Here is an 18,488-nt window from a genome sequence, read left to right on the forward strand (position 1 = left end):
CCGGATGAACGCGTCCGAAGGGGTCCGCGAGAGGCGCCCGCCGCTCACCCGTGCGCGGGTGCTCGAGGACGCGGTCGCTCTCGCCGATCGCGACGGCCTCGATGCCGTCAGCATGCGGGCCCTCGCCGACCGCCTGGGCGTGGTGCCGATGGCGCTGTACAAGCACGTGCGCGACAAGGAGGCGCTGCTCGACGGGATGATCGAGACCGTGCTCGCCGAGATCCCCCCTCCGGGCGAGCCCGGCCCGGACTGGAAGACCGCGGCCCGCGCGAGGGTGCTCGACGCGCGGCGCGCGCTGCAACGGCACCCGTGGGCGTGGCGCGTGCTCGAGACGCGCGCCGCACCGAGCCCCGCGATGCTCGATCACATGGAGTCGATGCTGCGGATCCTGCGCGCCGGAGGGGTCTCGGCCCACCTCGCGCACCACGCGATGCACGCGCTGGGCAGCCGGATCTGGGGCTTCACGCAGGAGGTGGGCGCGTCGGGGCCCCCGCCCACCGAGCCCGCGGCGGTCGAGGCGGCGATGGCCGCGATGGCCGCGCGGTGGCCCGCGGTGCTCGAGTCCGCGATGAGCGCGGGGCACGATCCGGACTCCGCGGTGGGCGCCGGATGCGACGACGACTTCGAGTTCGCGTTCGCGCTCGACCTCCTGCTCGACGGCACGGAACGGCTTCACCTGCTCGGCTGGACGCCGTGGCACGGCGTCTCCGCAGGTCCGGGCCGGTAGGCTGGGCCCCGTGACCACGGATCCGCGGTTCGTCCGGAGCGCAGACGCGCTCGCCGAGGCGGTGCTCGCCCTCGCCTCCGAGGCCCCGATCGAGTCGGTGACCGTGACCGAGGTGGCGCGTCACGCACGCGTCACCCGCGCCACCTTCTACAACCACGCCACCTCCCCCGCTGCGTTGCTCGCGCGGGTGCTCGAGCGCGACCTCGACTCGATCCGCGCCGACTTCCTGGTGCGCGTCGCGGGTGACCCGACGGACGTCGAGCACATCTGGCGCGAGTCGGAGCTCACCCTCGTCGACCACGTGCTCCGTCACGAGGCGGTGTACCGCCAGGGGCTGGGCACGGGTAGCGACGCGCACGGCTCGGTGCTCTCGACGCTGCTCGCCGGCCACGTGGAGGCGAGCCTGGTCGCGTTCGCCCAGGACCGCGGCGCCCCCACCGAGGGGCCCGAGGCGACGCGCCTCGCGATGGCGGCCGCGTTCGTGGGCCAGGGCACGGCAGGCGCGATCCGCGCGTGGCTCGCGACGCCCGGCACCCACAGCGCCGCGGACGCGGTCGAGGTGCTGCTGTCGCTCATCCCCCCGATGTGGTTCGCGGTGGCACGGGCCTGAGCACAGGGTGCAGGAATCACCCGGGACCTCGGGGCGTTCTGTCTCGCGCCGGGCTCCGCGAGAATGAGCCCGTCCCGCCCAGTAAGGATTCGCATGACGTCAGCGCTGTTCTCGCCCCTGCCCCTCCGCTCCGTGGAGGCCCGCAACCGCCTCTGGGTGAGCCCGCTCTGCCAATACTCGTGCGAGGAGCAGGACGGCGTGCCGAACGACTGGCACCTGGTCCACCTGGGCTCCTTCGCGCGCGGCGGCGCCGGCCTGGTGATGGCCGAGGCCACGGCGATCGTGCCCGAGGGCCGCATCTCCCCCTGGGACACCGGCATCTGGAACGACGCGCAGCGTGACGCCTGGGCGCGCATCGTCAGCTTCATCCACGGCCAGGGCGCGCTCGCCGCGATCCAGCTCGCGCACGCGGGCCGCAAGGCGTCGACGCACCGCGAGTGGAGCGGCGTGGGCTCGGTGCCCGCGAGCGAGGGCGGCTGGGCAACCGTCGCCCCGAGCGCCATCGCGTTCGACGGCTACGCGGAGCCCGCCGCGCTCGACGAGGACGGCATCGCCGCGGTGATCGAGGCGTTCGCCGACGCCGCGCGTCGCTCGCTCGACGCCGGCTTCGACGTGCTCGAGGTTCACGCGGCGCACGGCTACCTGCTCCACCAGTTCCTCTCCCCCGTCTCCAACCACCGCGAGGACCGCTGGGGCGGCGCGCTCGTGGGCCGCGCGCGGCTGCTGCTGCACGTGGTGCGGCGGGTCCGCGAGGTCGCCGGCCCGGACGTGCCGTTGTTCGTGCGCGTGTCCGCGACCGACTGGCTCGAGCCGGAGGGCTGGACGCTCGACGACACGGTGACGGTGTCGCAGTGGCTGCGCGAGGCGGGCGCGGACCTCGTGGACACGTCCACGGGCGGCCTGGTCCCCGGCGTGCGGATCCCCACGGGCCCCGGATACCAGGTGCGTCACGCGGCCGCGATCCGCGAGCGCTCGGGCATCCCCGCGACCGCGGTCGGCATGATCGTCGACGCCCGGCAGGCGGAGAGCCTGGTCGCGTCGGGCCAGGCGGACGCCGTGTTCGTGGGCCGCGAGTTCATGCGCGACCCGCACCTGCCGTTGCGCGCGGCGCACGAGCTGGGCGCCGACATCGACTACTGGCCCGTCCAGTACACCCGTGCGGCGTGGTCCTCGCGCCCCACGGTGGTGCACGAGGAGGACTGACCTCCTACGCCTCCGGCGCCGCGCGCGTCGAGGCGCGCACCACGAGCGTGGTGGGGATGGGCGTCGCCGAGGACTCGGCGGCGCCCTCCTCGAGCGCGACCAGCACCTTCTGCATGGCCATGCGCCCGAGCGCCTCGAAGTCCTGGTGCACCGTGGTGAGCGGCGGGTAGAGGTACGCGGCCTCGGGGATGTCGTCGAAGCCGACCACGCTGACGTCCTCGGGCACGCGTAGCGCGCGCCCGCGCAGCGCGGACAGCAGGCCCACCGCCATCTGGTCGTTGCCCACGAAGATCGCGGTGCCCGGCTCGATGTCGAGGCCGATCCCGATCCGGTGCCCGCTCGCGGCGCTCCAGTCCCCCGTCAGCGGTTCGACCACCTCGAGCCGCCTCGCGGCGAGCTCGTCGCGCCATCCGCGGACGCGCTCGGTGGCGTCGGGCGCGTCGGCCGGTCCGGCGATGTGCAGGATCCTCGAGTGGCCCAGCTCGGCGAGATGTCGCACCGCCGCGCGGGCACCGCGGTACTGGTCGATGGAGACGATGCGCGGGCCGGGGTGAGCGGTGGAGGCCACGGCCACGATGGGCACCCCGAGGTCGAGCCCCTGCACCACCTCGAGCGCGGCGACCTGCGCGACCACCACGACGATCGCGTCGACCCGCTGGCGCAGCAGCCCCTCGATCGCACCGCGCACCACCGCCTGGTCGTCCCCCGGCACGCCGACCGAGTCCATGCTGTAGCGCGCCTCGCGCGCCGCGAGGTTGATGTGCATCGCGACGGAGGCGGGGCCGTGGTCGGTGACGTTCGGCGTGATGAGGCCGATGGTCCGGGTGCGGCGCGTGACCAGGGCGCGGGCCGCCGGCGACGGGCTGTAGTGGAGCTGCGCGATCGCCTTCTCGACGCGCTCCTTGGTGGCGGGGCGCACGTTCGGCATGCCGTTGATGACGCGCGACACCGTCTGGTGCGACACGCCCGCGAGGCGTGCGACGTCGAAGATGTTGGCGGCGCGCGCGCCCTGCTCGTCGGCCACCCGCTACTCCTCGTCCTCGTCGGGCTGCGCGACCAGGGCGAGCAGGGAGTCCGCGGTGAGCTCGACCGCGGCGGCGATCCGCACCACGCGGCCGTCGCGCACCACCGCGACGCGGTCGCCCACGCGCAGCACCTCCTCGAGCTCCGCAGAGATGAACACCACCGACATCCCGTTGTCGGCGAGCTCGCCCACCAGGTTCTGGATCTCGACCTTGGCGCCCACGTCGATGCCGCGCGTGGGCTCGTCGAGCACCAGGACGCGCGGCGACAGGGCGAGCAGCCGCGCGAGCAGCACCTTCTGCTGGTTGCCGCCCGACAGCGTGCCGGCGGGACGGTCGAGGTCCGGCGGGCGGATGTCGAGCGCCTCGACCCAGCTCGCGGCCAGCTCGCGGCGCCGCGCCGCCGGGATCTGACGGAGGACGCCGCGCTCGGACTGCAGCGCGAGGGTGATGTTGTCGAGCACGGACAGCTCGGCGACGATCCCGTCCCGGCGCCGGTCCTCGGATGAGTAGACCACGCCGAGCGACATGGCCCGGCGGGGCGAGTCCAGGCGCACGGGCCGGCTCTCGATGCGGATCACGCCGGACTCGAGGCGGTTCACCCCGGTGAGCGCGCGGGCGAGCGACGTGCGACCCGACCCGAGCAGCCCGGCGACCCCCAGCACCTCGCCCTCCCCCAGGTCGACGTCGGCCTCCGTGATCCCCCGCGCCGAGGACACCCCGCGAGCACGCAGGACCACGGCCGCGTCGGGCTCGTCGTCGGCGAGGCGGTCGCGCGACTTCAGCTCGGAGGCGCCGCGGCCGAGCATCTTCTGGACCAGGTCGATCCGCAGCAGCTCGCGCGTGAGGTACTCCCCCACGAGCTCGCCGTCGCGGAGGACCGTGACGCGGTCGCAGATCTCGTAGACCTGGTCCAGGAAGTGCGACACGAAGAGGATCGCGACACCGCGGGTCTTGAGCTCCCGGATGATGCGGAACAGCTCCGCCACCTCATCGAGGTCGAGGCTCGAGGTGGGTTCGTCGAGCACCAGCACCCGGACGTCCGCGGAGATCGCGCGGGCGATCGCGACGAGCTGCTGGACCGCGAGCGAGTGCGTGCCGAGCGTGGACGCCGGGTCCAGGTCGAGCCCCAGGTCGAGCAGGATCTCGTGGGCGCGGGTGTTCATCGCGCGCGCGCTGATCACGCCGCCGCGGCGTGGCTCGCGCCCCAGGCAGATGTTCTCCGCGACCGACAGGTTGGGAAGGAGCTCGATCTCCTGGTAGACCGTGCCGATACCGGCCGCCTGTGCCGCGTGCGGGTCGCGGAACGTCACCGTCTCGCCGGCGAGCACGAGGACACCCTCGTCGAGCGCGAGCGCACCCGTGATCGCCTTGATCAGCGTGGACTTGCCGGCACCGTTCTCGCCCATGAGCGAGTGCACCTCGCCTGGAAACAGCCGGAAGTCGACGTCACGCAGCGCCGCGTCGGCACCGAATCGCACCGTCGCGCCGGTGACCTCGAGCACAGGCCGCACCTCGTCCACGCGCCCATTATCGGGGCGAGGACGAGGTGCGGCGGTCGACGCGGCTGGCAGACCGCTAACGACGACCCTCGGCGCGGGCCACGATCGCGCGCTGGACCACGATGAACAGCAGCAGGAGCGCGCCCACGATGATCTGCATCCACGCCTGCTCGGCGCCCATGAAGTTGATGATCGTCTTGATGGTGCCGTACACGAACACGCCGATCATCGACCCGAGCACGTAGCCGCGCCCACCCGTCAGCAGCGTTCCGCCGATGACCACAGCGGCGATCGCGTCGAGCTCCGTGCCGATCCCGTTGCGGGGGTACGAGGAGTTGGCGTACGCGGTCAGCAGCAGCCCCGCGAGGCCCGCGCACGTGCCCGAGATCACGTAGGCGCCCACCTTCGCGCGTCCCACCTTGAGACCCATGAGGCGCGCCGACTGCTCGGACCCGCCGATCGCGTAGATGGTCCGGCCGAACCGGGTGAGGTGCAGCACGAACGCCGCGATCGCCACCGTCGCCAGCGCGATGATCCCGGTCGGTGTGACGACCCAGTCGCCCAGCTTCCAGCGGGTGGACTGCAGCCACAGCACGGCCGGGTCCTCGACCTTGATCGAGTTCAGGCTCACGATGAACGCGAGCCCTCGACCCAGGAACAGGCCGGCGAGCGAGGCGATGAACGGTTGCACCCCGAAGTACTGCACGAGTATTCCGATGAACAGGCCGATCGCGGCGCCTCCGAGCAGCATCGCGGGGATGGCGATCGCGACCGGCAGCCCGTCCGCGAGCAGCTTCGCGCCGAGCATGCCGGTGAAGGCCATCACCGAGCCGACCGAGAGATCGATGCCTCCCGTGAGGATGACGAAGGTCATGCCGACCGCGAGCACCAGCAGGTACGCGTTGTTGATGAGCAGGTTGGAGATGGTGAGCGGCTTGATGAAATCGCCGCGCAGGAACGCCTCCGCACCGATGAACAGCAGGACCAGGATGAGCGCCGCGGCGAAGGTCGGCATCATCCCGCCGTGACGGCTCAGGAAGGTCTGCACCCTCGAGGAGGCGCGGTCCGCGCGGCCACCCGCGCGTGCCGTCGTCGTGGTCATCGCGGCCATCACGCCACCTCCGCCTTCTCACGGTCCTGGACGCCGGCGCCTCGGGGGCGCAGCCGTCCGCTCAGATTGGCCAGCCCGCTACGCATGCGCGGCGACTGGAGCACCACCACGACCGCCACGACGAAGCCGAAGAACACGGGGCTCTGCGCGGACGGGATCCCGAGGAACAGCACGGTCGAGTCCAGGGTCTGGATGATGAAGACGCCGACGACCGTGCCGGCGATCGAGAACTTGCCTCCATTGAGCGACGTCCCGCCGAGCACCACGGCGAGGATCGCGTAGAGCTCGATGAACACACCCGCGTTGTTCGCGTCGGCCGCGCTCGTGCGCGAGGCGTAGATGAGGCCGGCCACGCCTGCGAGGGCTCCGCTCACCATGTACGCGCCCCAGATGATGCCCCGTGAGCGCACCCCGGCGAGCCTGCTCGCCTCGGGATTGATGCCCACCGCCTCGGTGAGCACCCCGAGGGCCGTCCGTCGCTCGATGACACCGATGACGATGATGGCGGCCACGGCGATGAAGAACGCCACCGGCAGCGCCACCATGTACCCGCTCGACATCCACTTGAAGGGCGCCGAGTTGACGGTCGTGATCTTGCCGCCCGTGATGAGCAGGGCCGCGCCGCGGCCGGCGAGCATGAGCACCAGGGTCGCGACGATGGGCTGGATCCCCAGCACCGTGACGAGGAATCCGTTCCACATCCCGAGGATCAGCGCGACGAGCACCGCGACGAGCACCGCGATCAGCACGGTCGCGAGCGCGTCGGGGTCGCCCGAGCCGTCGATGATGGTGAGCGCGACGGCACCGGAGACCGCCATGATCGCGCCCACCGACAGGTCGATGCCACGGGTCGCGATCACGATGGTCATGCCGAGCGCCACCAGCATGAGCGGGGCGCTGTCCCGCAGGATGGTGATGAGCGCGCCGTACAGCTCGCCGTCGCGCATCGTGATCGTGATGAACTGCGGCCTCGCGATCGCGTTGATCGCGATGAGCGTGAGCAGCGAGACGATCGGCCAGAAGAGCCGATGCTTGTAGACGGCGGTCATGCCGCGCTCCCCTCACCTGCGTTGGCGATGTAGTCGATCAGGCCGTCGAGGTCGGTGGTGGACGCCTCGAGCTCTCCGATCTTCTTGCGATCCCTGAGTACCACGACCCGCTGCGCCATGCGCAGCACCTCCTCGAGCTCCGACGAGATGAAGATCACGGCCAGCCCCTGGGCCGAGAGCTCGGCGACCTTGCGCTGGATGTCCGCCTTCGCGCCGACGTCGATGCCGCGCGTGGGCTCGTCGAGCACCAGGAGCTCGGGAGCCGTGGCGAGCCATCGCGCCAACAGCACCTTCTGCTGGTTGCCGCCGGACAGGTTCCCGACGAGCGCGTGGGGGTTCGCGGGCCGCACGCCGAGCGCGTCGATGTACTCCTGCACCACCGCGTCCTGATCCTTCTTGGGGATCTTGCGCAGCCATCCCTGACGGGCCTGCATCCCCAGGACGATGTTCTCCGCGACGGTGAGGTCCGCGACCACCCCCTCCTCGCGACGGTTCTCCGAGGACAGCGAGATGCGGTGGTCGATCGCGTGTCGCGGCTGGTGCAGGCGCACGTGCTCGCCGTGCACCTCCACCGTGCCCTCATCGGCGCGGTCCGCGCCGTACAGCAGCCGGACGAGCTCGGTGCGCCCCGACCCTAGGAGACCCGCGATCCCCACGACCTCGCCCTCGTACACCTCGAGATCCGCGGGCTCCAGCACGCCGCGCCTGCCCAACCCGGTGGCCTTCACCACGGGGGTGCCGGAGCGGTCGATGTCGCGGTGGGAGGACGATGCGATGGCGGCGAGGTCCGCGAGCTCTCGGCCGATCATCTTGGTGACGAGCGCGTCGCGCGGAAGCTCCGCGACCGGATACTCGCCCACCAGGGCGCCGTTGCGCAGCACGGTGATGCGGTCAGAGATCTCGTAGACCTGGTCGAGGAAGTGCGACACGAACAGGATCGCGACGCCCTTGTCGCGCAGGTCACGCATGATGCCGAACAGCTGCTCGACCTCGCCCCGGTCGAGGCTCGACGTGGGCTCGTCGAGGATGAGCACCTTCGCGTCGAGCACCATCGCGCGGCTGATCGCGACCAGCTGCTGGATGGCGATCGAGTGGTGCGCCAGCATCGAGCGCGTGTCGAGCTCGAGACCCAGGCTGGCGAGGTGGCGCGCCGCCTCCGCGTGCGTGGCCCTCCAGTCGATGCCGGTGCCGCGCCGGGGCTCGTGCCCGAGCATGATGTTCTCGCCGACGGTGAGATTGGTGCAGAGGTTGACCTCCTGGTACACCGTCGAGATGCCGGCGTCCTGCGCATCGGATGCGGTGGAGAAGGTCTGCCGCTCGCCCGCGATGGAGATCGATCCCGAGTCGATCCCGTACACGCCGGTGAGGGCCTTGATGAGGGTCGACTTCCCGGCGCCGTTCTCGCCCATGAGCGAGTGGACCTCGCCGGGGCGCAGCGTGAAGTCGACGTCGTCCAGGGCGAGCACGCCGGGGAACCGGATGGTGATCCCCCGCATCTCGACGATCGGTGGGACCTCGGTGTCCGCATTCATGAAGGTGCAGCTTTCTGCTCGGTGCCGCGGGACCCTGCGGGGGCCGGCCTGAGCCGACCCCCGCAGGGGTGCCCGCGCCTACAAGGTCATGATCCGGGCGGGATCAGTACTTGCGGTCCGGCAGCGCCGCCTCGGCCGCGGCCTGGTCGAACGCCAGGTCCTCGACGTACTGCACCGGCTCGACCTCGTCGCCGTTGACCACGCCGGTCACGGCGGCGGCGACCAGCTCACCGAGCAGCGGGTTGCACTCGACGATGTAGTTGATCTTGCCGTCGACGAGCGCCTGCATGCCGTCGTGGACCGCGTCGATCGAGATGATCTTCACGTCCTCGCCCGGCACCGCTCCGGCCGCCTCGATCGCCTCGATCGCGCCCAGCGCCATGTCGTCGTTGTGCGCGTAGACCAGGTCGATGTTGTCGATGCCGTAGTTCTGGATGAAGCCCTCCATGACGGACTTGCCGCCGTCACGGGTGAAGTCGCCGGTCTGCGAGTCGACCTTCTCGATCATGGTGCCCTCGATCGCGGCGTCGAAGCCCGTCGCGCGGTCGTTCGCCGGAGCCGAGCCCGTGGTGCCCTCGAGCACCACCATCTTGGTCTCGGTGTCGCCGAACTCGGCGGCGGCCCACTCGCCGGCCTTCGTCCCCTCGGCCTCGAAGTCGAGGCCGATCCAGGCGTTGTACAGGTCAGCCGACGCGGAGACCGTGCGGTCCTCGAGGATCACCGGGATGCCGGCGTCCGCGGCCTCCTGGAGCACGTCGTCCCAGCCGTCCTCGACGATCGGCGCGATGACGATCGCGTCGACGCCCTGGTTGATGAAGTCACGCACCGCGGCGATCTGCGCCGCCGTGTCGTTGTCCGCCGCGTTGAAGATCAGCTCGAAGCCGTTGGCCTCGGAGAACGCCTCCTTCATCGAGTCGGTGTTGGCCGAGCGCCAGCCCGACTCGGAACCGGTCTGCGCGAAGCCGACGACGATGGTGTCGCCGCCGCCACCGCCGTCCCCGCCGGCCGCGGAGCCGCTTGCTCCGGGCTCCGGGTCCGACGAGCACGCCGTCAGCGCCATGGCCGCGGCGCCCGCGAGCGCGATGGTGGAAATGAAACGCTTCTTCATTGTCAGAACCTCCCTGTTCTGGCCCGGCGTCCTTGCCGGTAGTCGAGCGCGATGCCCCCGGCGTCCACCGAGGACCCCGTGTCTCGGATATTAGCGCTCACAATGTGAGCCCTCACAAGAGGCAATCGGTCACGTTTCGATAACGGAGCGAACGGGGTGAACGCGCTCTCGCCGCGGATGCGCCACCATGGGCGCGCGGCGAATGTGAGTGCTCACTCGTGGAGCGCCTGCGCGGCAGGGCCCGCGCGTCGTCTGGGGGGACGATGCGCGGGCCCGACCTTCGTACGGACGCGGCGGCTCAGCCGCGGACCGGCGTGCGACGCATCACCAGGAATCCCAACGCGGCGAGCACGGCGCTCGCCGGGAGGGTCCACGCCATGATCACGGCGATCGGGCTCTCGGTGAAGAACGCGGCCGCCGCGCTCGCGCCCGAGCCCACGAGCCACCACACCAGCAGGACGCCGAGCAGGAGCAGCCCCGCGAAGAAGGCGTACAGCCCGGTCGCGCGCCACCGCACGAACATCGCACCGACGAGCGTGCCCGCCGCGATGAACAGCAGGTACAGCGCGAAGAAGTGGAAGCCGACCACGGCGAGCGGCTGGTTGTAGAGGTACGCCGGAGCGTAGAAGCTGCCGTCGAGGCCCCAGCCGTCCGTCGCGCGCTCGATCCCGGCGAGGACGGCGAGTCCTGCGCCGTAGACCACCGCCATGATGCCGAAGAACGCGAGCGTGCCCAGATAGTAGTCGCGGCGGGTGGACGCGAAGCCCAGCGCGAAGCGGAAGGTCGCGTTCATCGCCTGGATCGCGATCACCATCATGTAGATGACAAGCCAGCTCACCCCGCCCGCGTAGCGGAACGCGTCCGCCTCGAGGCTCGGACCGGCGTAGTGGGCGATGATCGCCCAGATCGACCAGGTGAGCGCGTGGACCCCGAACAGCACCAGCCACGGGGTGATGACCGTGGGCCACGGGTTCGCGAACTGCAGGCGGGCGACGTTCCACACGCGCCGGCCGGCGGGGATGAGCGCCGCGGACGCGGCGGGGACGGCGGTCATGAGGCGACCTCCTCGGGGGCGGGGGCGCCGGTGCGGCGCACGATCAGCTGCTGCAGGGACACGGGGGTGACCTCGAGGCCGGACTGTGCGGCGCGCGCCCGGTCCTCCTCGCTCAGCCCCGCGACGGTCACCGAGGCGATGCCGGCGATCCACTCGCGGCCGAGGACCTCGCGTCCCGCCACGAACGCGGCGATGTCCGCGGAGCGGCCCACGAGCGTCGCTGCCGCGCTCCGCAGCTCCTCGGTCGCGGCGTCGATCTCGAGCCGGCCGCGGTGGACCACGAGGACGTGATCGAGCAGGTCCGCGACCTCGTCGATGAGGTGGGTGGACAGGAGGATGGTGCGCGGGTGACGCGCGTAGTCCTCGAGCAGCCGGTCGTAGAAGACGTGGCGCGCGACGGCGTCGAGGCCCGCGTAGGGCTCGTCGAGCAGCGTGAGCTCCGCGCGCGAGGCGATCCCGACGATGGCGCCGAGCGCGGAGCGCTGGCCGCGCGACATCTTCTTCACCATGCGGTTGACGGGCAGGTCGAAGTCCGCGACGAGACGCTCGGCGAGCGCACGGTCGTAGTGAGGGAAGAAGTGGGGCGCGGTGGCGAGCACATGCTTCGCCCGGTACGCGTCCGGGTAGCTCTGCGACTCCTTGATGAAGCAGGTGCGCGTGAGCACCCGCGCGTTCTCGACGGGGTCCTCCCCCATCACCCGCACGGTCCCTGCCGTCGGGAAGTCCTGTCCCATGACGAGGTTCATCAGCGTCGACTTGCCCGCGCCGTTGCGTCCGAGCAGCCCGCAGATGGACCCCTCCTCGACGGCGAAGCCGATGCCGTCGACGGCGCGCACGTCGCCGAACGTCCGCTGGAGGCCATCGGCCTCGATGATGGCGGTCACTGGCCCGCCTCCTTCCTGATCATCTCCACGAGCCGGTCGACGCCGACCCCGAGCGCGGCCGCGCGGTCGACCAGCGGCCTCACGTGCTGGTCGCGGAACGTCTCGCGCCGCTCCGCGAGCAGCCGCTCCCGCGCCCCTTCCGATACGAACATCCCGATCCCCCGTCGCTTCTCGAGCATCCCGGCATCCACGAGGCGGTTCACGCCCTTGAGCGCGGTCGCCGGGTTGATGCGGTGGAACGCGGCGAGCTCGTTGATCGACGGCACCTGGGACCCCTCCGGCAGCGAGCCGTCGAGGATCCTCGCCTCGAGCTGCTCCGCGATCTGCTGGAAGATCGGCCGACCGTCGTCCACGTGCACCCCTCGGTTCCCTGGTTAGTTACTTCACCAACTAACCAATCATCCAGCAGGCGCCCTGTCAACCCCCGCATCGTCCCCTCGCACGCTCGGTACAGTGGTCGGCATGACCGACACCCCCCTCGTCTGGATCGACTGCGAGATGACCGGCCTCGATATCAGCGCGGATGCGCTGATCGAGGTCGCATGCCTGGTGACCGACTCGGACCTCAACGTCCTCGGCGACGGCGTCTCCGTGGTGATCAAGCCCACCGAGGCCGAGCTCGCCGGCATGGGCGACTTCGTGCGGAACATGCACGTCGAGTCCGGGCTGCTGCCCGAGCTCGCAGGCGGCACCACCATGGAGGACGCTCAGGCGCAGGTGCTCGCGTACATCAAGCAGCACGTGCCCGTCGCGGGCAAGTCGCCGCTCGCGGGCAACACCGTCGGGATGGACCGCATGTTCCTCGAGCGGGACATGCCCGAGGTGATCGGCCACCTCCACTACCGCGTGGTGGACGTCAGCTCCTTCAAGGAGCTGGTGCGCCGCTGGTACCCGCGCGTGTTCTTCCAGGCGCCGGCGAAGACGGGCGGCCACCGCGCGCTCGGCGACATCCGCGACTCGATCACGGAGCTGCGCTACTACCGCGAAACCATCCTGGTGCCGCTGCCCGGGCCGGACTCCGACGCCGCCAAGGCGGCCGCCGCGAGCGTGACGCCCGACGCGTCACCCGCCGCGTCGTAGACCCGGTATACTCTTCCTCGGCCCTTCACCGAGGGCCGATGGTGGCTATAGCTCAGCTGGTAGAGCACCGCGTTGTGGTCGCGGGGGCCGCGGGTTCAAGTCCCGTTAGCCACCCCATCGAGGCAAGGCCCCCGGCGTGTCGACGCCGGGGGCCTTCGCCGTTCCCGTCGGTCTATCCTTGCGGGGGCGCCGTCGCGCCGCCCACGCCTGAGGAGGTCACATGTTCGCAGCCCTGACCGGCGCCGGCCTGGCCGCCGCCGCAGGACTCAACGCGTTCATCCCGCTCGTGATGGTCGGCCTGTTCGCGCGCTTCACGGACTTCATCGTGCTCCCCGAGCAGCTCGACTGGCTGCAGTCGTGGCCGGCGATCATCATCGGCCTGCTCTTCCTTGCCGCCGAGCTGGTGCTCGACAAGATCCCGGGCGTCGACCACATCAACGACCTCATCCAGTCGCTCGTGCGACCGCTGGTGGGCGGCGTGATCTTCGCCGCCACCGCCGCGGCTCAGGTGGTCGACGAGAGCAGCTTCTGGCAGGACAACCCGCTCATCGCCGGCATCGTGGGCGCGATCGTCGCCGCAGGCGTGCACACGGCCAAGTCCGCGTCGCGCCCGTCGGTCAACGCCGCCACCGCCGGCACCGGCGCGCCCGTCGCGTCGTTCGCGGAGGACGCGACCGCGGTCGGGCTGAGCCTCATCGCGATCTTCGTGCCCATCCTCGTGCTGGTGGTACTGGTCGCGATGGGCCTGGTGTTCTACCGGATCGTCACCACCGGACGGCGGCGTCGGCGCCGGCGTGCGCAGCTCGAGGCGGAGGAGCGCGCCGAGCGCGAGGAACGCGCCGCCGCCGGCATGAAGACGCCCTGGTGGCGGGGCCGCTGGCGCTAGACCCGGCCCCCGCATCGTCCCTCGGGACGATGCGCTGGTTCAGGCCGCGGGCGCCTCGCCGAAGTCGGCCAGGAAGTCCGCGACGAACGCGTTGGCCGGGCTGCCGGTGACCTCCTCCGGCGTGCCGAGCTGCTCGAGCACGCCGCCGCGGGACAGCACTGCGATGCGGTCCGCGAGCAGGACGGCCTCGCGCATGTCGTGGGTGACCATCACCACCGTCAGGCCCAGCTCCCGCTGGAGCGCCTGGAACTCGCGCTGCAGGCGGCGCCTGCCCTGCGGATCGACGGCGCCGAAGGGCTCGTCCATGAGCATCACCGGCGGCCGCGCCGCGAGCGCACGCGCCACGCCCACGCGCTGACGCTCACCTCCCGAGAGCTCGTGGGGGTAGCGCGGGCCGTACGTCGCGGCGGGCAGGCCGACCAGGTCGAGCAGCTCGGCCACCCGCTCCGAGGTGCGCGCCTTGTCCCACTTGAGCAGGCCCGGAACGGTCGCCACGTTCTGCGCGACGGTGCGGTGCGGGAACAGTCCCACGTGCTGGATGACGTACCCGATGCCGCGACGCAGCTCGACCGGGTCCTGGCCCATGACGTCCGTGCCGCCCACCAGGATCCGTCCGGCGCTGGGCTCGACCAGCCGGTTGATCATGCGCAGCGTCGTCGACTTGCCGCAGCCCGAGGGGCCCACCAGCGCGAGCACCTCACCCGGGCGCGCCTCGAGGTCGAGCGAGTCGACCGCGACGGTCCCGTCCGGGTAGACCTTGCGCACGGCCTCAAGCGTGATCCCGCTGGTGTCCATCGGTCCACCGTAGCGTGCGCCCGGTGGCCGGTCGGGGGCGGCGTGTACGGTCGAGGGGTGGATAACCCCTGGCTGTCGCTCGACTACCTGCGGCGCAGCGGCGACGAGGTGTGGGAGCAGCTGGTGATCCACACGTCGCTCACGTTGCAGGCGATCGTCATCGCCGCCGCGATCGCGCTGCCGCTCGCGATGGTGGTGCGCCGCTCGCCCCGCTTCGCGGGACCCATCCTGGGGATCACGGGGGTGCTCTACACGGTGCCGTCGTTCGCGCTGTTCGCGCTCCTCGCGCCGTTCACGGGGATCGGGCGCACCACGGTGCTCATCGGGCTGGTCGCGTACGCGCTCCTGGTGCTGGTGCGCAACACCGTGGTGGGGTTCCAAGGCGTCGACCCCGACATCGTCGACGCGGCGCGCGGCCTCGGGTACTCGCGCATGCGGATGCTGCTCACGGTGGAGCTGCCGAACGCGCTGCCGTCGATCTTCGCCGGGCTGAGGATCGCGACCGTGTCGACCGTGGCGCTCGTGACCGTGGGCGTGGTGGTGGGCTACGGCGGGCTCGGGCAGCTCATGTTCCGCGGCATGCAGTCGAACTACCGGGCGCAGATCGCGACCAGCGCCCTGCTGTGCCTGGCGCTCGCGCTCGTGCTCGACCTGCTGCTGGTGCTGATCGCGCGGTGGGCGACCCCGTGGGCACGCGACCGCCGGCGCGGGCGCCGCTCGCCGAGGGGCGGACGGTCCGCGACCGCCGCGGAGGCAGCCGCATGAGCACCGTCGGCGACGCCTGGACCTACCTCACCACGCCGGAGAGCTGGGTGGGGGCGAACGGGGTGTTCGGCACCAACTTCGACGGCTCCCTGCGATTCCAGCAGGACTCGATCATCGCGCTCACGCTCGAGCACCTCTACATGTCCTTCGCGGCCGTCGGCATCGCCGCGGCGCTCGCGCTCCCGCTCGGGCTGTGGCTGGGCCACGTGCGGCGCGGCGGCGGCGTCACCACGGTGGTGTCGAACGTGTCGCGCGCGATGCCCACGCTCGCGCTGCTCACGCTGTTCGCGGCCTCGGCGATCGGGTTCGGCAACCGCGCGGTCATCATCGCGGCCGCGATCTTCGCGTTTCCCCCCATCCTCACCAACACGTTCACCGGCATGGCGGGCGTGGACGCGGACGTGCGCGAGGCCGCCTTCGGGCAGGGCATGACGCGGCTGCAGGTGGCGCTGCGCGTCGAGCTGCCCCTCGCCGTGCCGCTCATCGCCGCCGGCCTGCGCACCTCGACCACCCAGACGGTCGCGACGGTGCCGCTCGCCGCGCTGGTCGCAGGCGGCGGGCTCGGCGTCATCATCAACTTCGGGCTCGCGACGCAGCGCTACGGCGAGGTGCTCGCCGGCGGCATCCTGGTGGCGGCGCTGTGCCTCGGCATCGACTGGCTGCTCTCACGCGCGCAGCGGGCCGTCACCCCGGCGCCGCTGCGCCGCGCCACGGTCGCCGCGGCCTGAACCCGATCATGGTCCCCGCGCGAACCGCGCGCACCGTGAATACCCTGGAAACCGGGTGGCGCGGGAACATCCCGCCTTCTCGCGGGGTTGCGCCCCTGTGATCCCCTACCGGAGGAGTGACATGCGTACCAGGAATCCACTGATCGTCGCGGCCGCGGCGAGCGCCCTGCTGCTGGCCGCCTGTTCGTCGGGCGGCTCCGAGGGCGAGGCGACCGGAGCCGCCACGGGCGCCACGTCGGGCGCGACCGCGATGGCCCAGGAGTGTCAGCCGGTCCCGGGCGACTCGATCACCGTGCTCGCCGACGACGCGATGCTGCAGAACGCCGACAACCTCATCCCGGCCGTCAACGCCGACGCCGCGAGCGACGAGCTCCTCGCGGGCCTCGACGCGGTCTCCGCGGTGCTCACCACGGACGACCTCATCCAGCTGAACAAGGCCGTCGACATCGACCGCCAGACCTCGCAGGAGGCCGCAGCCGCCTACGTCGAGGACAAGGGCATCGAGTCCCCGTCCACCGGCTCCGGGTCCGTGGTGATCGGCGCCGCGAACTTCTCGGAGAACATCACGGTCGCGGAGATCTACTCGGCGGTGCTGTCCGCCGCGGGCTTCGACACCGAGGTGCGCACCATCGGCAGCCGCGAGACCTACCTGCCCGCCCTCGAGAGCGGCGAGATCCAGGTGGTGCCCGAGTACGCGGCCACCGTCACCGAGTTCCTCAACCTCGCCGCCGACCCCGACGCCGCACCCGTCGCCTCGGGCGACATCGACGCGACCGTGGCCGCGCTCGAGCCGCTCGCGACGGAGGTGGGCCTGGTGTTCGGCGAGCCCGCCGCGGCGCAGGACCAGAACGCCTTCGCCGTCACGCAGGCGTTCGCCGACCAGTACGGCGTCACCTCGCTCACCGAGCTCGCGGAGACCTGCGGCACCATCTCCCTGGGCGGGCCGCCGGAGTGCCCGGAGCGCCCGTTCTGCCAGATCGGGCTCGAGGAGCAGTACGGTCTCGAGATCGCGCAGTTCGACTCGCTCGACGCGGGTGGCCCGCTCACCAAGAACGCCCTGCGTCAGGGCCAGGTGATGGTGGGCCTGGTGTTCAGCTCGGACGGTGAGCTCGGGAGCTGACCCGGGCGTCCCCGCGCATACGAACGGCTCCGGTCCTCACGGACCGGAGCCGTTCGCCTGAGGCCTTGGCCTGGCGCGTCAGGCGGCCGCGCGCAGCGGCGCCGGGACGGTGTAGTACTCGGCGGCCTGGCGGCGCGTGGCCTCCGCGGGGGTCATGCCCGCGTCGGTCCAGCGCACCCAGTCCACGATCCGCTCCGCGGAGCGGCGCAGGTCGAACGCGTGGGTCCAGCCCAGCAGCGCCGCGGCCTTGGAGCCGTCGAGCCAGAGAAGCTTGTCCTCGGGGAACGCGCACGCCTCCTTCTCGGGGCTGATGAGCGCCTCGTCGCCCCACGCCCGAGCGAGCTCGAACACCATCTCGCCGGCGGTGTGACCCGAGCTGGGCGGCGCGAAGTTGAGGGCGTCGACCACGCGGCCCTCAGCGGTGAGCAGCCTCGCCCCGGCGAGCACGAAGCCGGCCACCACGTCCAGCACGTGCTGGAACGGGCGGACCGCAAGCGGGTCGCGCACGGCGAACACGCGGTCCTCCTCGAAGGCGCGCAGGCAGTTGGGGACCAGCCGGTCCGCGTCGTCACCGCCACCGATGACGTTGCCCAGGCGCACCGAGGTGGCCTTGAACGGCGCGCCGTCGAGGCGCGTGAGGTCGGTGAACTCGCGGAACAGGATCTCCGCGATGGTCTTCGACGCGGAGTACGGGCTGTGGCCGCCCAGCGGGCTGTCCTCGGTCAGCTTGCCGCTGCCGGGACCCATCGGCACGTAGCACTTGTCGCTGGTGACGTGGACGAGCGCGGGGATCATGCCCAGGCGTGCCGCCTCGAGGACATTGATCGACCCGCGCAGGTTGACGTCGAAGGTGAGGGCCGGATCCTCGAACCCGACGCACAGGAGCGCCTGGGCCGCGAGGTGGTAGACCACGTCGGGCTGGTGCTCGTCGATGACCGCGAACAGCTTGTCGCGGTCGCGGACGTCCGCCTCGTACTGGGCGGTACAGACGTCACCCAGCCACTCGGCTCGCGCCGCGGCGGACGGGTCGTCGTTGATCGAGTATCCGACCACGCGGGCGCCGAGGTGCTCGAGCACCGTCGTGAGCCACGCTCCGATGAATCCGCTGTGGCCCGTGATGAGCACAGTCTTTCCCGCGAATGCAGAGATGCCCCCAGCCTGCTCAGGCATGTCCATCACATTCCCCCCATGTTGTGATCCCCCCTGGACGGCTCGCGACCCCGTTCCCCAGCTCCTCAGAACCAGGGGTCGTTGCCCTCACCTGGCGGGCTGTCGGGACGTTCCGGGCGACTCCTCAGTTCACCCTTTGTCC

Annotated in this window: 18 protein-coding genes, 1 tRNA gene and 1 pseudogene; 9 read left to right on the plus strand and 11 right to left on the minus strand. The window is 71.4% G+C overall.

All coding sequences use genetic code 11. From position 1 onward, the window contains the following. Positions 1-4 precede the first annotated feature (4 nt). From AOM01_RS01180 to AOM01_RS01190, 3 genes are all read left to right on the plus strand, one after another. A complete protein-coding gene (locus AOM01_RS01180) occupies positions 5-727 on the plus strand; it encodes a TetR/AcrR family transcriptional regulator (protein ID WP_062287774.1) in 723 nt (240 codons plus the stop codon). Positions 728-737: 10 nt separating this feature from the next. Further along, entirely contained in the window at positions 738-1,337 is a 600-nt protein-coding gene (locus AOM01_RS01185; protein ID WP_062287776.1) for a TetR/AcrR family transcriptional regulator, read from the plus strand. A 93-nt stretch (positions 1,338-1,430) separates the two neighbouring features. After that, the gene (locus AOM01_RS01190) at positions 1,431-2,540 is read left to right on the plus strand and encodes an NADH:flavin oxidoreductase/NADH oxidase (RefSeq protein ID WP_062287778.1); all 1,110 of its coding nucleotides are present in this window, start codon (positions 1,431-1,433) and stop codon (positions 2,538-2,540) included. 4 nt (positions 2,541-2,544) lie between these two features. Here AOM01_RS01190 and AOM01_RS01195 read toward each other — a convergent pair whose 3' ends face one another. The 9 genes from AOM01_RS01195 to AOM01_RS01235 all read right to left on the minus strand — a co-directional run bounded on the left by AOM01_RS01195 (position 2,545) and on the right by AOM01_RS01235 (position 12,155). Next, positions 2,545-3,564, minus strand: coding sequence for a LacI family DNA-binding transcriptional regulator (locus tag AOM01_RS01195; RefSeq protein WP_062287781.1), 1,020 nt, complete (start codon positions 3,562-3,564; stop codon positions 2,545-2,547). A 3-nt stretch (positions 3,565-3,567) separates the two neighbouring features. Beyond that, complete coding sequence (locus AOM01_RS01200; protein WP_062287784.1) at positions 3,568-5,085, minus strand: sugar ABC transporter ATP-binding protein; 1,518 nt, start codon at positions 5,083-5,085, stop codon at positions 3,568-3,570. Positions 5,086-5,140: 55 nt separating this feature from the next. Then, positions 5,141-6,175 (minus strand): ABC transporter permease subunit, encoded by a 1,035-nt coding sequence (locus AOM01_RS01205; protein WP_062287788.1) that lies wholly within the window; start codon positions 6,173-6,175, stop codon positions 5,141-5,143. Next, a complete protein-coding gene (locus tag AOM01_RS01210) occupies positions 6,175-7,224 on the minus strand; it encodes an ABC transporter permease (protein ID WP_062287790.1) in 1,050 nt (349 codons plus the stop codon). Before AOM01_RS01210 ends, AOM01_RS01205 begins: the two co-directional genes overlap by 1 nt. Further along, positions 7,221-8,756: a sugar ABC transporter ATP-binding protein gene (locus AOM01_RS01215; protein ID WP_062287793.1), complete on the minus strand. Its 1,536-nt coding sequence runs from the start codon at positions 8,754-8,756 to the stop codon at positions 7,221-7,223. Before AOM01_RS01215 ends, AOM01_RS01210 begins: the two co-directional genes overlap by 4 nt. Before the next feature lie 103 nt (positions 8,757-8,859). After that, positions 8,860-9,864, minus strand: coding sequence for an ABC transporter substrate-binding protein (locus tag AOM01_RS01220; RefSeq protein WP_062287796.1), 1,005 nt, complete (start codon positions 9,862-9,864; stop codon positions 8,860-8,862). Positions 9,865-10,162: 298 nt separating this feature from the next. Further along, positions 10,163-10,918 carry a hypothetical protein gene (locus AOM01_RS01225; RefSeq protein ID WP_062287799.1) on the minus strand — a complete coding sequence of 252 codons (756 nt, stop codon included), beginning with the start codon at positions 10,916-10,918 and terminating at the stop codon, positions 10,163-10,165. Further along, positions 10,915-11,802 (minus strand): ABC transporter ATP-binding protein, encoded by an 888-nt coding sequence (locus AOM01_RS01230; protein ID WP_062287803.1) that lies wholly within the window; start codon positions 11,800-11,802, stop codon positions 10,915-10,917. Before AOM01_RS01230 ends, AOM01_RS01225 begins: the two co-directional genes overlap by 4 nt. Next, a complete protein-coding gene (locus AOM01_RS01235; protein WP_062288572.1) occupies positions 11,799-12,155 on the minus strand; it encodes a GntR family transcriptional regulator in 357 nt (118 codons plus the stop codon). The genes AOM01_RS01230 and AOM01_RS01235 overlap by 4 nt, the downstream gene beginning before the upstream one ends. Positions 12,156-12,264: 109 nt before the next feature. On the opposite strand from AOM01_RS01235, the gene orn reads away from it, so the two are divergent. The 3 genes from orn to AOM01_RS01250 all read left to right on the plus strand — a co-directional run bounded on the left by orn (position 12,265) and on the right by AOM01_RS01250 (position 13,768). Further along, complete coding sequence (gene orn, locus AOM01_RS01240; RefSeq protein ID WP_062287805.1) at positions 12,265-12,882, plus strand: oligoribonuclease; 618 nt, start codon at positions 12,265-12,267, stop codon at positions 12,880-12,882. 41 nt (positions 12,883-12,923) lie between these two features. After that, positions 12,924-12,999 (plus strand) — tRNA-His (locus AOM01_RS01245). A gap of 103 nt (positions 13,000-13,102) precedes the next feature. Next, a complete protein-coding gene (locus AOM01_RS01250) occupies positions 13,103-13,768 on the plus strand; it encodes a DUF4126 domain-containing protein (protein WP_082109882.1) in 666 nt (221 codons plus the stop codon). Positions 13,769-13,837: 69 nt separating this feature from the next. On the opposite strand, the pseudogene AOM01_RS01255 reads toward AOM01_RS01250, so the two are convergent. Beyond that, a pseudogene (locus AOM01_RS01255) lies at positions 13,838-14,563 on the minus strand (ABC transporter ATP-binding protein); the annotation flags it as partial. Positions 14,564-14,620: 57 nt separating this feature from the next. On the opposite strand from AOM01_RS01255, the gene AOM01_RS01260 reads away from it, so the two are divergent. The 3 genes from AOM01_RS01260 to AOM01_RS01270 all read left to right on the plus strand — a co-directional run bounded on the left by AOM01_RS01260 (position 14,621) and on the right by AOM01_RS01270 (position 17,176). Further along, the gene (locus tag AOM01_RS01260) at positions 14,621-15,328 is read left to right on the plus strand and encodes an ABC transporter permease (RefSeq protein WP_228374177.1); all 708 of its coding nucleotides are present in this window, start codon (positions 14,621-14,623) and stop codon (positions 15,326-15,328) included. Continuing rightward, positions 15,325-16,056 (plus strand): ABC transporter permease, encoded by a 732-nt coding sequence (locus AOM01_RS01265; RefSeq protein ID WP_082109919.1) that lies wholly within the window; start codon positions 15,325-15,327, stop codon positions 16,054-16,056. The genes AOM01_RS01260 and AOM01_RS01265 overlap by 4 nt, the downstream gene beginning before the upstream one ends. A gap of 121 nt (positions 16,057-16,177) precedes the next feature. Further along, positions 16,178-17,176 (plus strand): glycine betaine ABC transporter substrate-binding protein, encoded by a 999-nt coding sequence (locus tag AOM01_RS01270; protein ID WP_062287811.1) that lies wholly within the window; start codon positions 16,178-16,180, stop codon positions 17,174-17,176. Positions 17,177-17,254: 78 nt separating this feature from the next. On the opposite strand, the gene AOM01_RS01275 is transcribed toward AOM01_RS01270, so the two are convergent. After that, positions 17,255-18,346, minus strand: a complete 1,092-nt coding sequence (locus AOM01_RS01275) for an NAD-dependent epimerase/dehydratase family protein (protein ID WP_169746494.1) — start codon at positions 18,344-18,346, stop codon at positions 17,255-17,257. Between the last annotated feature and the right edge of the window lie 142 nt (positions 18,347-18,488).

It is taken from the genome of Demequina phytophila, from assembly GCF_000971135.1.
Classification (GTDB): domain Bacteria; phylum Actinomycetota; class Actinomycetes; order Actinomycetales; family Demequinaceae; genus Demequina; species Demequina phytophila.

Excerpts from the sequence above, each read along its gene's own strand:
- orn (WP_062287805.1), top strand. The coding sequence starts at position 12,265 with ATGACCGACACCCCCCTCGTCTGGATCGACTGCGAGATGACCGGCCTC.
- AOM01_RS01210 (WP_062287790.1), bottom strand. The coding sequence starts at position 7,224 with ATGACCGCCGTCTACAAGCATCGGCTCTTCTGGCCGATCGTCTCGCTG.
- AOM01_RS01265 (WP_082109919.1), top strand. The coding sequence starts at position 15,325 with ATGAGCACCGTCGGCGACGCCTGGACCTACCTCACCACGCCGGAGAGC.
- AOM01_RS01190 (WP_062287778.1), top strand. The coding sequence starts at position 1,431 with ATGACGTCAGCGCTGTTCTCGCCCCTGCCCCTCCGCTCCGTGGAGGCC.
- AOM01_RS01250 (WP_082109882.1), top strand. The coding sequence starts at position 13,103 with ATGTTCGCAGCCCTGACCGGCGCCGGCCTGGCCGCCGCCGCAGGACTC.
- AOM01_RS01180 (WP_062287774.1), top strand. The coding sequence starts at position 5 with ATGAACGCGTCCGAAGGGGTCCGCGAGAGGCGCCCGCCGCTCACCCGT.
- AOM01_RS01275 (WP_169746494.1), bottom strand. The coding sequence starts at position 18,346 with ATGCCTGAGCAGGCTGGGGGCATCTCTGCATTCGCGGGAAAGACTGTG.
- AOM01_RS01205 (WP_062287788.1), bottom strand. The coding sequence starts at position 6,175 with ATGGCCGCGATGACCACGACGACGGCACGCGCGGGTGGCCGCGCGGAC.
- AOM01_RS01270 (WP_062287811.1), top strand. The coding sequence starts at position 16,178 with ATGCGTACCAGGAATCCACTGATCGTCGCGGCCGCGGCGAGCGCCCTG.
- AOM01_RS01225 (WP_062287799.1), bottom strand. The coding sequence starts at position 10,918 with ATGACCGCCGTCCCCGCCGCGTCCGCGGCGCTCATCCCCGCCGGCCGG.
- AOM01_RS01220 (WP_062287796.1), bottom strand. The coding sequence starts at position 9,864 with ATGAAGAAGCGTTTCATTTCCACCATCGCGCTCGCGGGCGCCGCGGCC.
- AOM01_RS01215 (WP_062287793.1), bottom strand. The coding sequence starts at position 8,756 with ATGAATGCGGACACCGAGGTCCCACCGATCGTCGAGATGCGGGGGATC.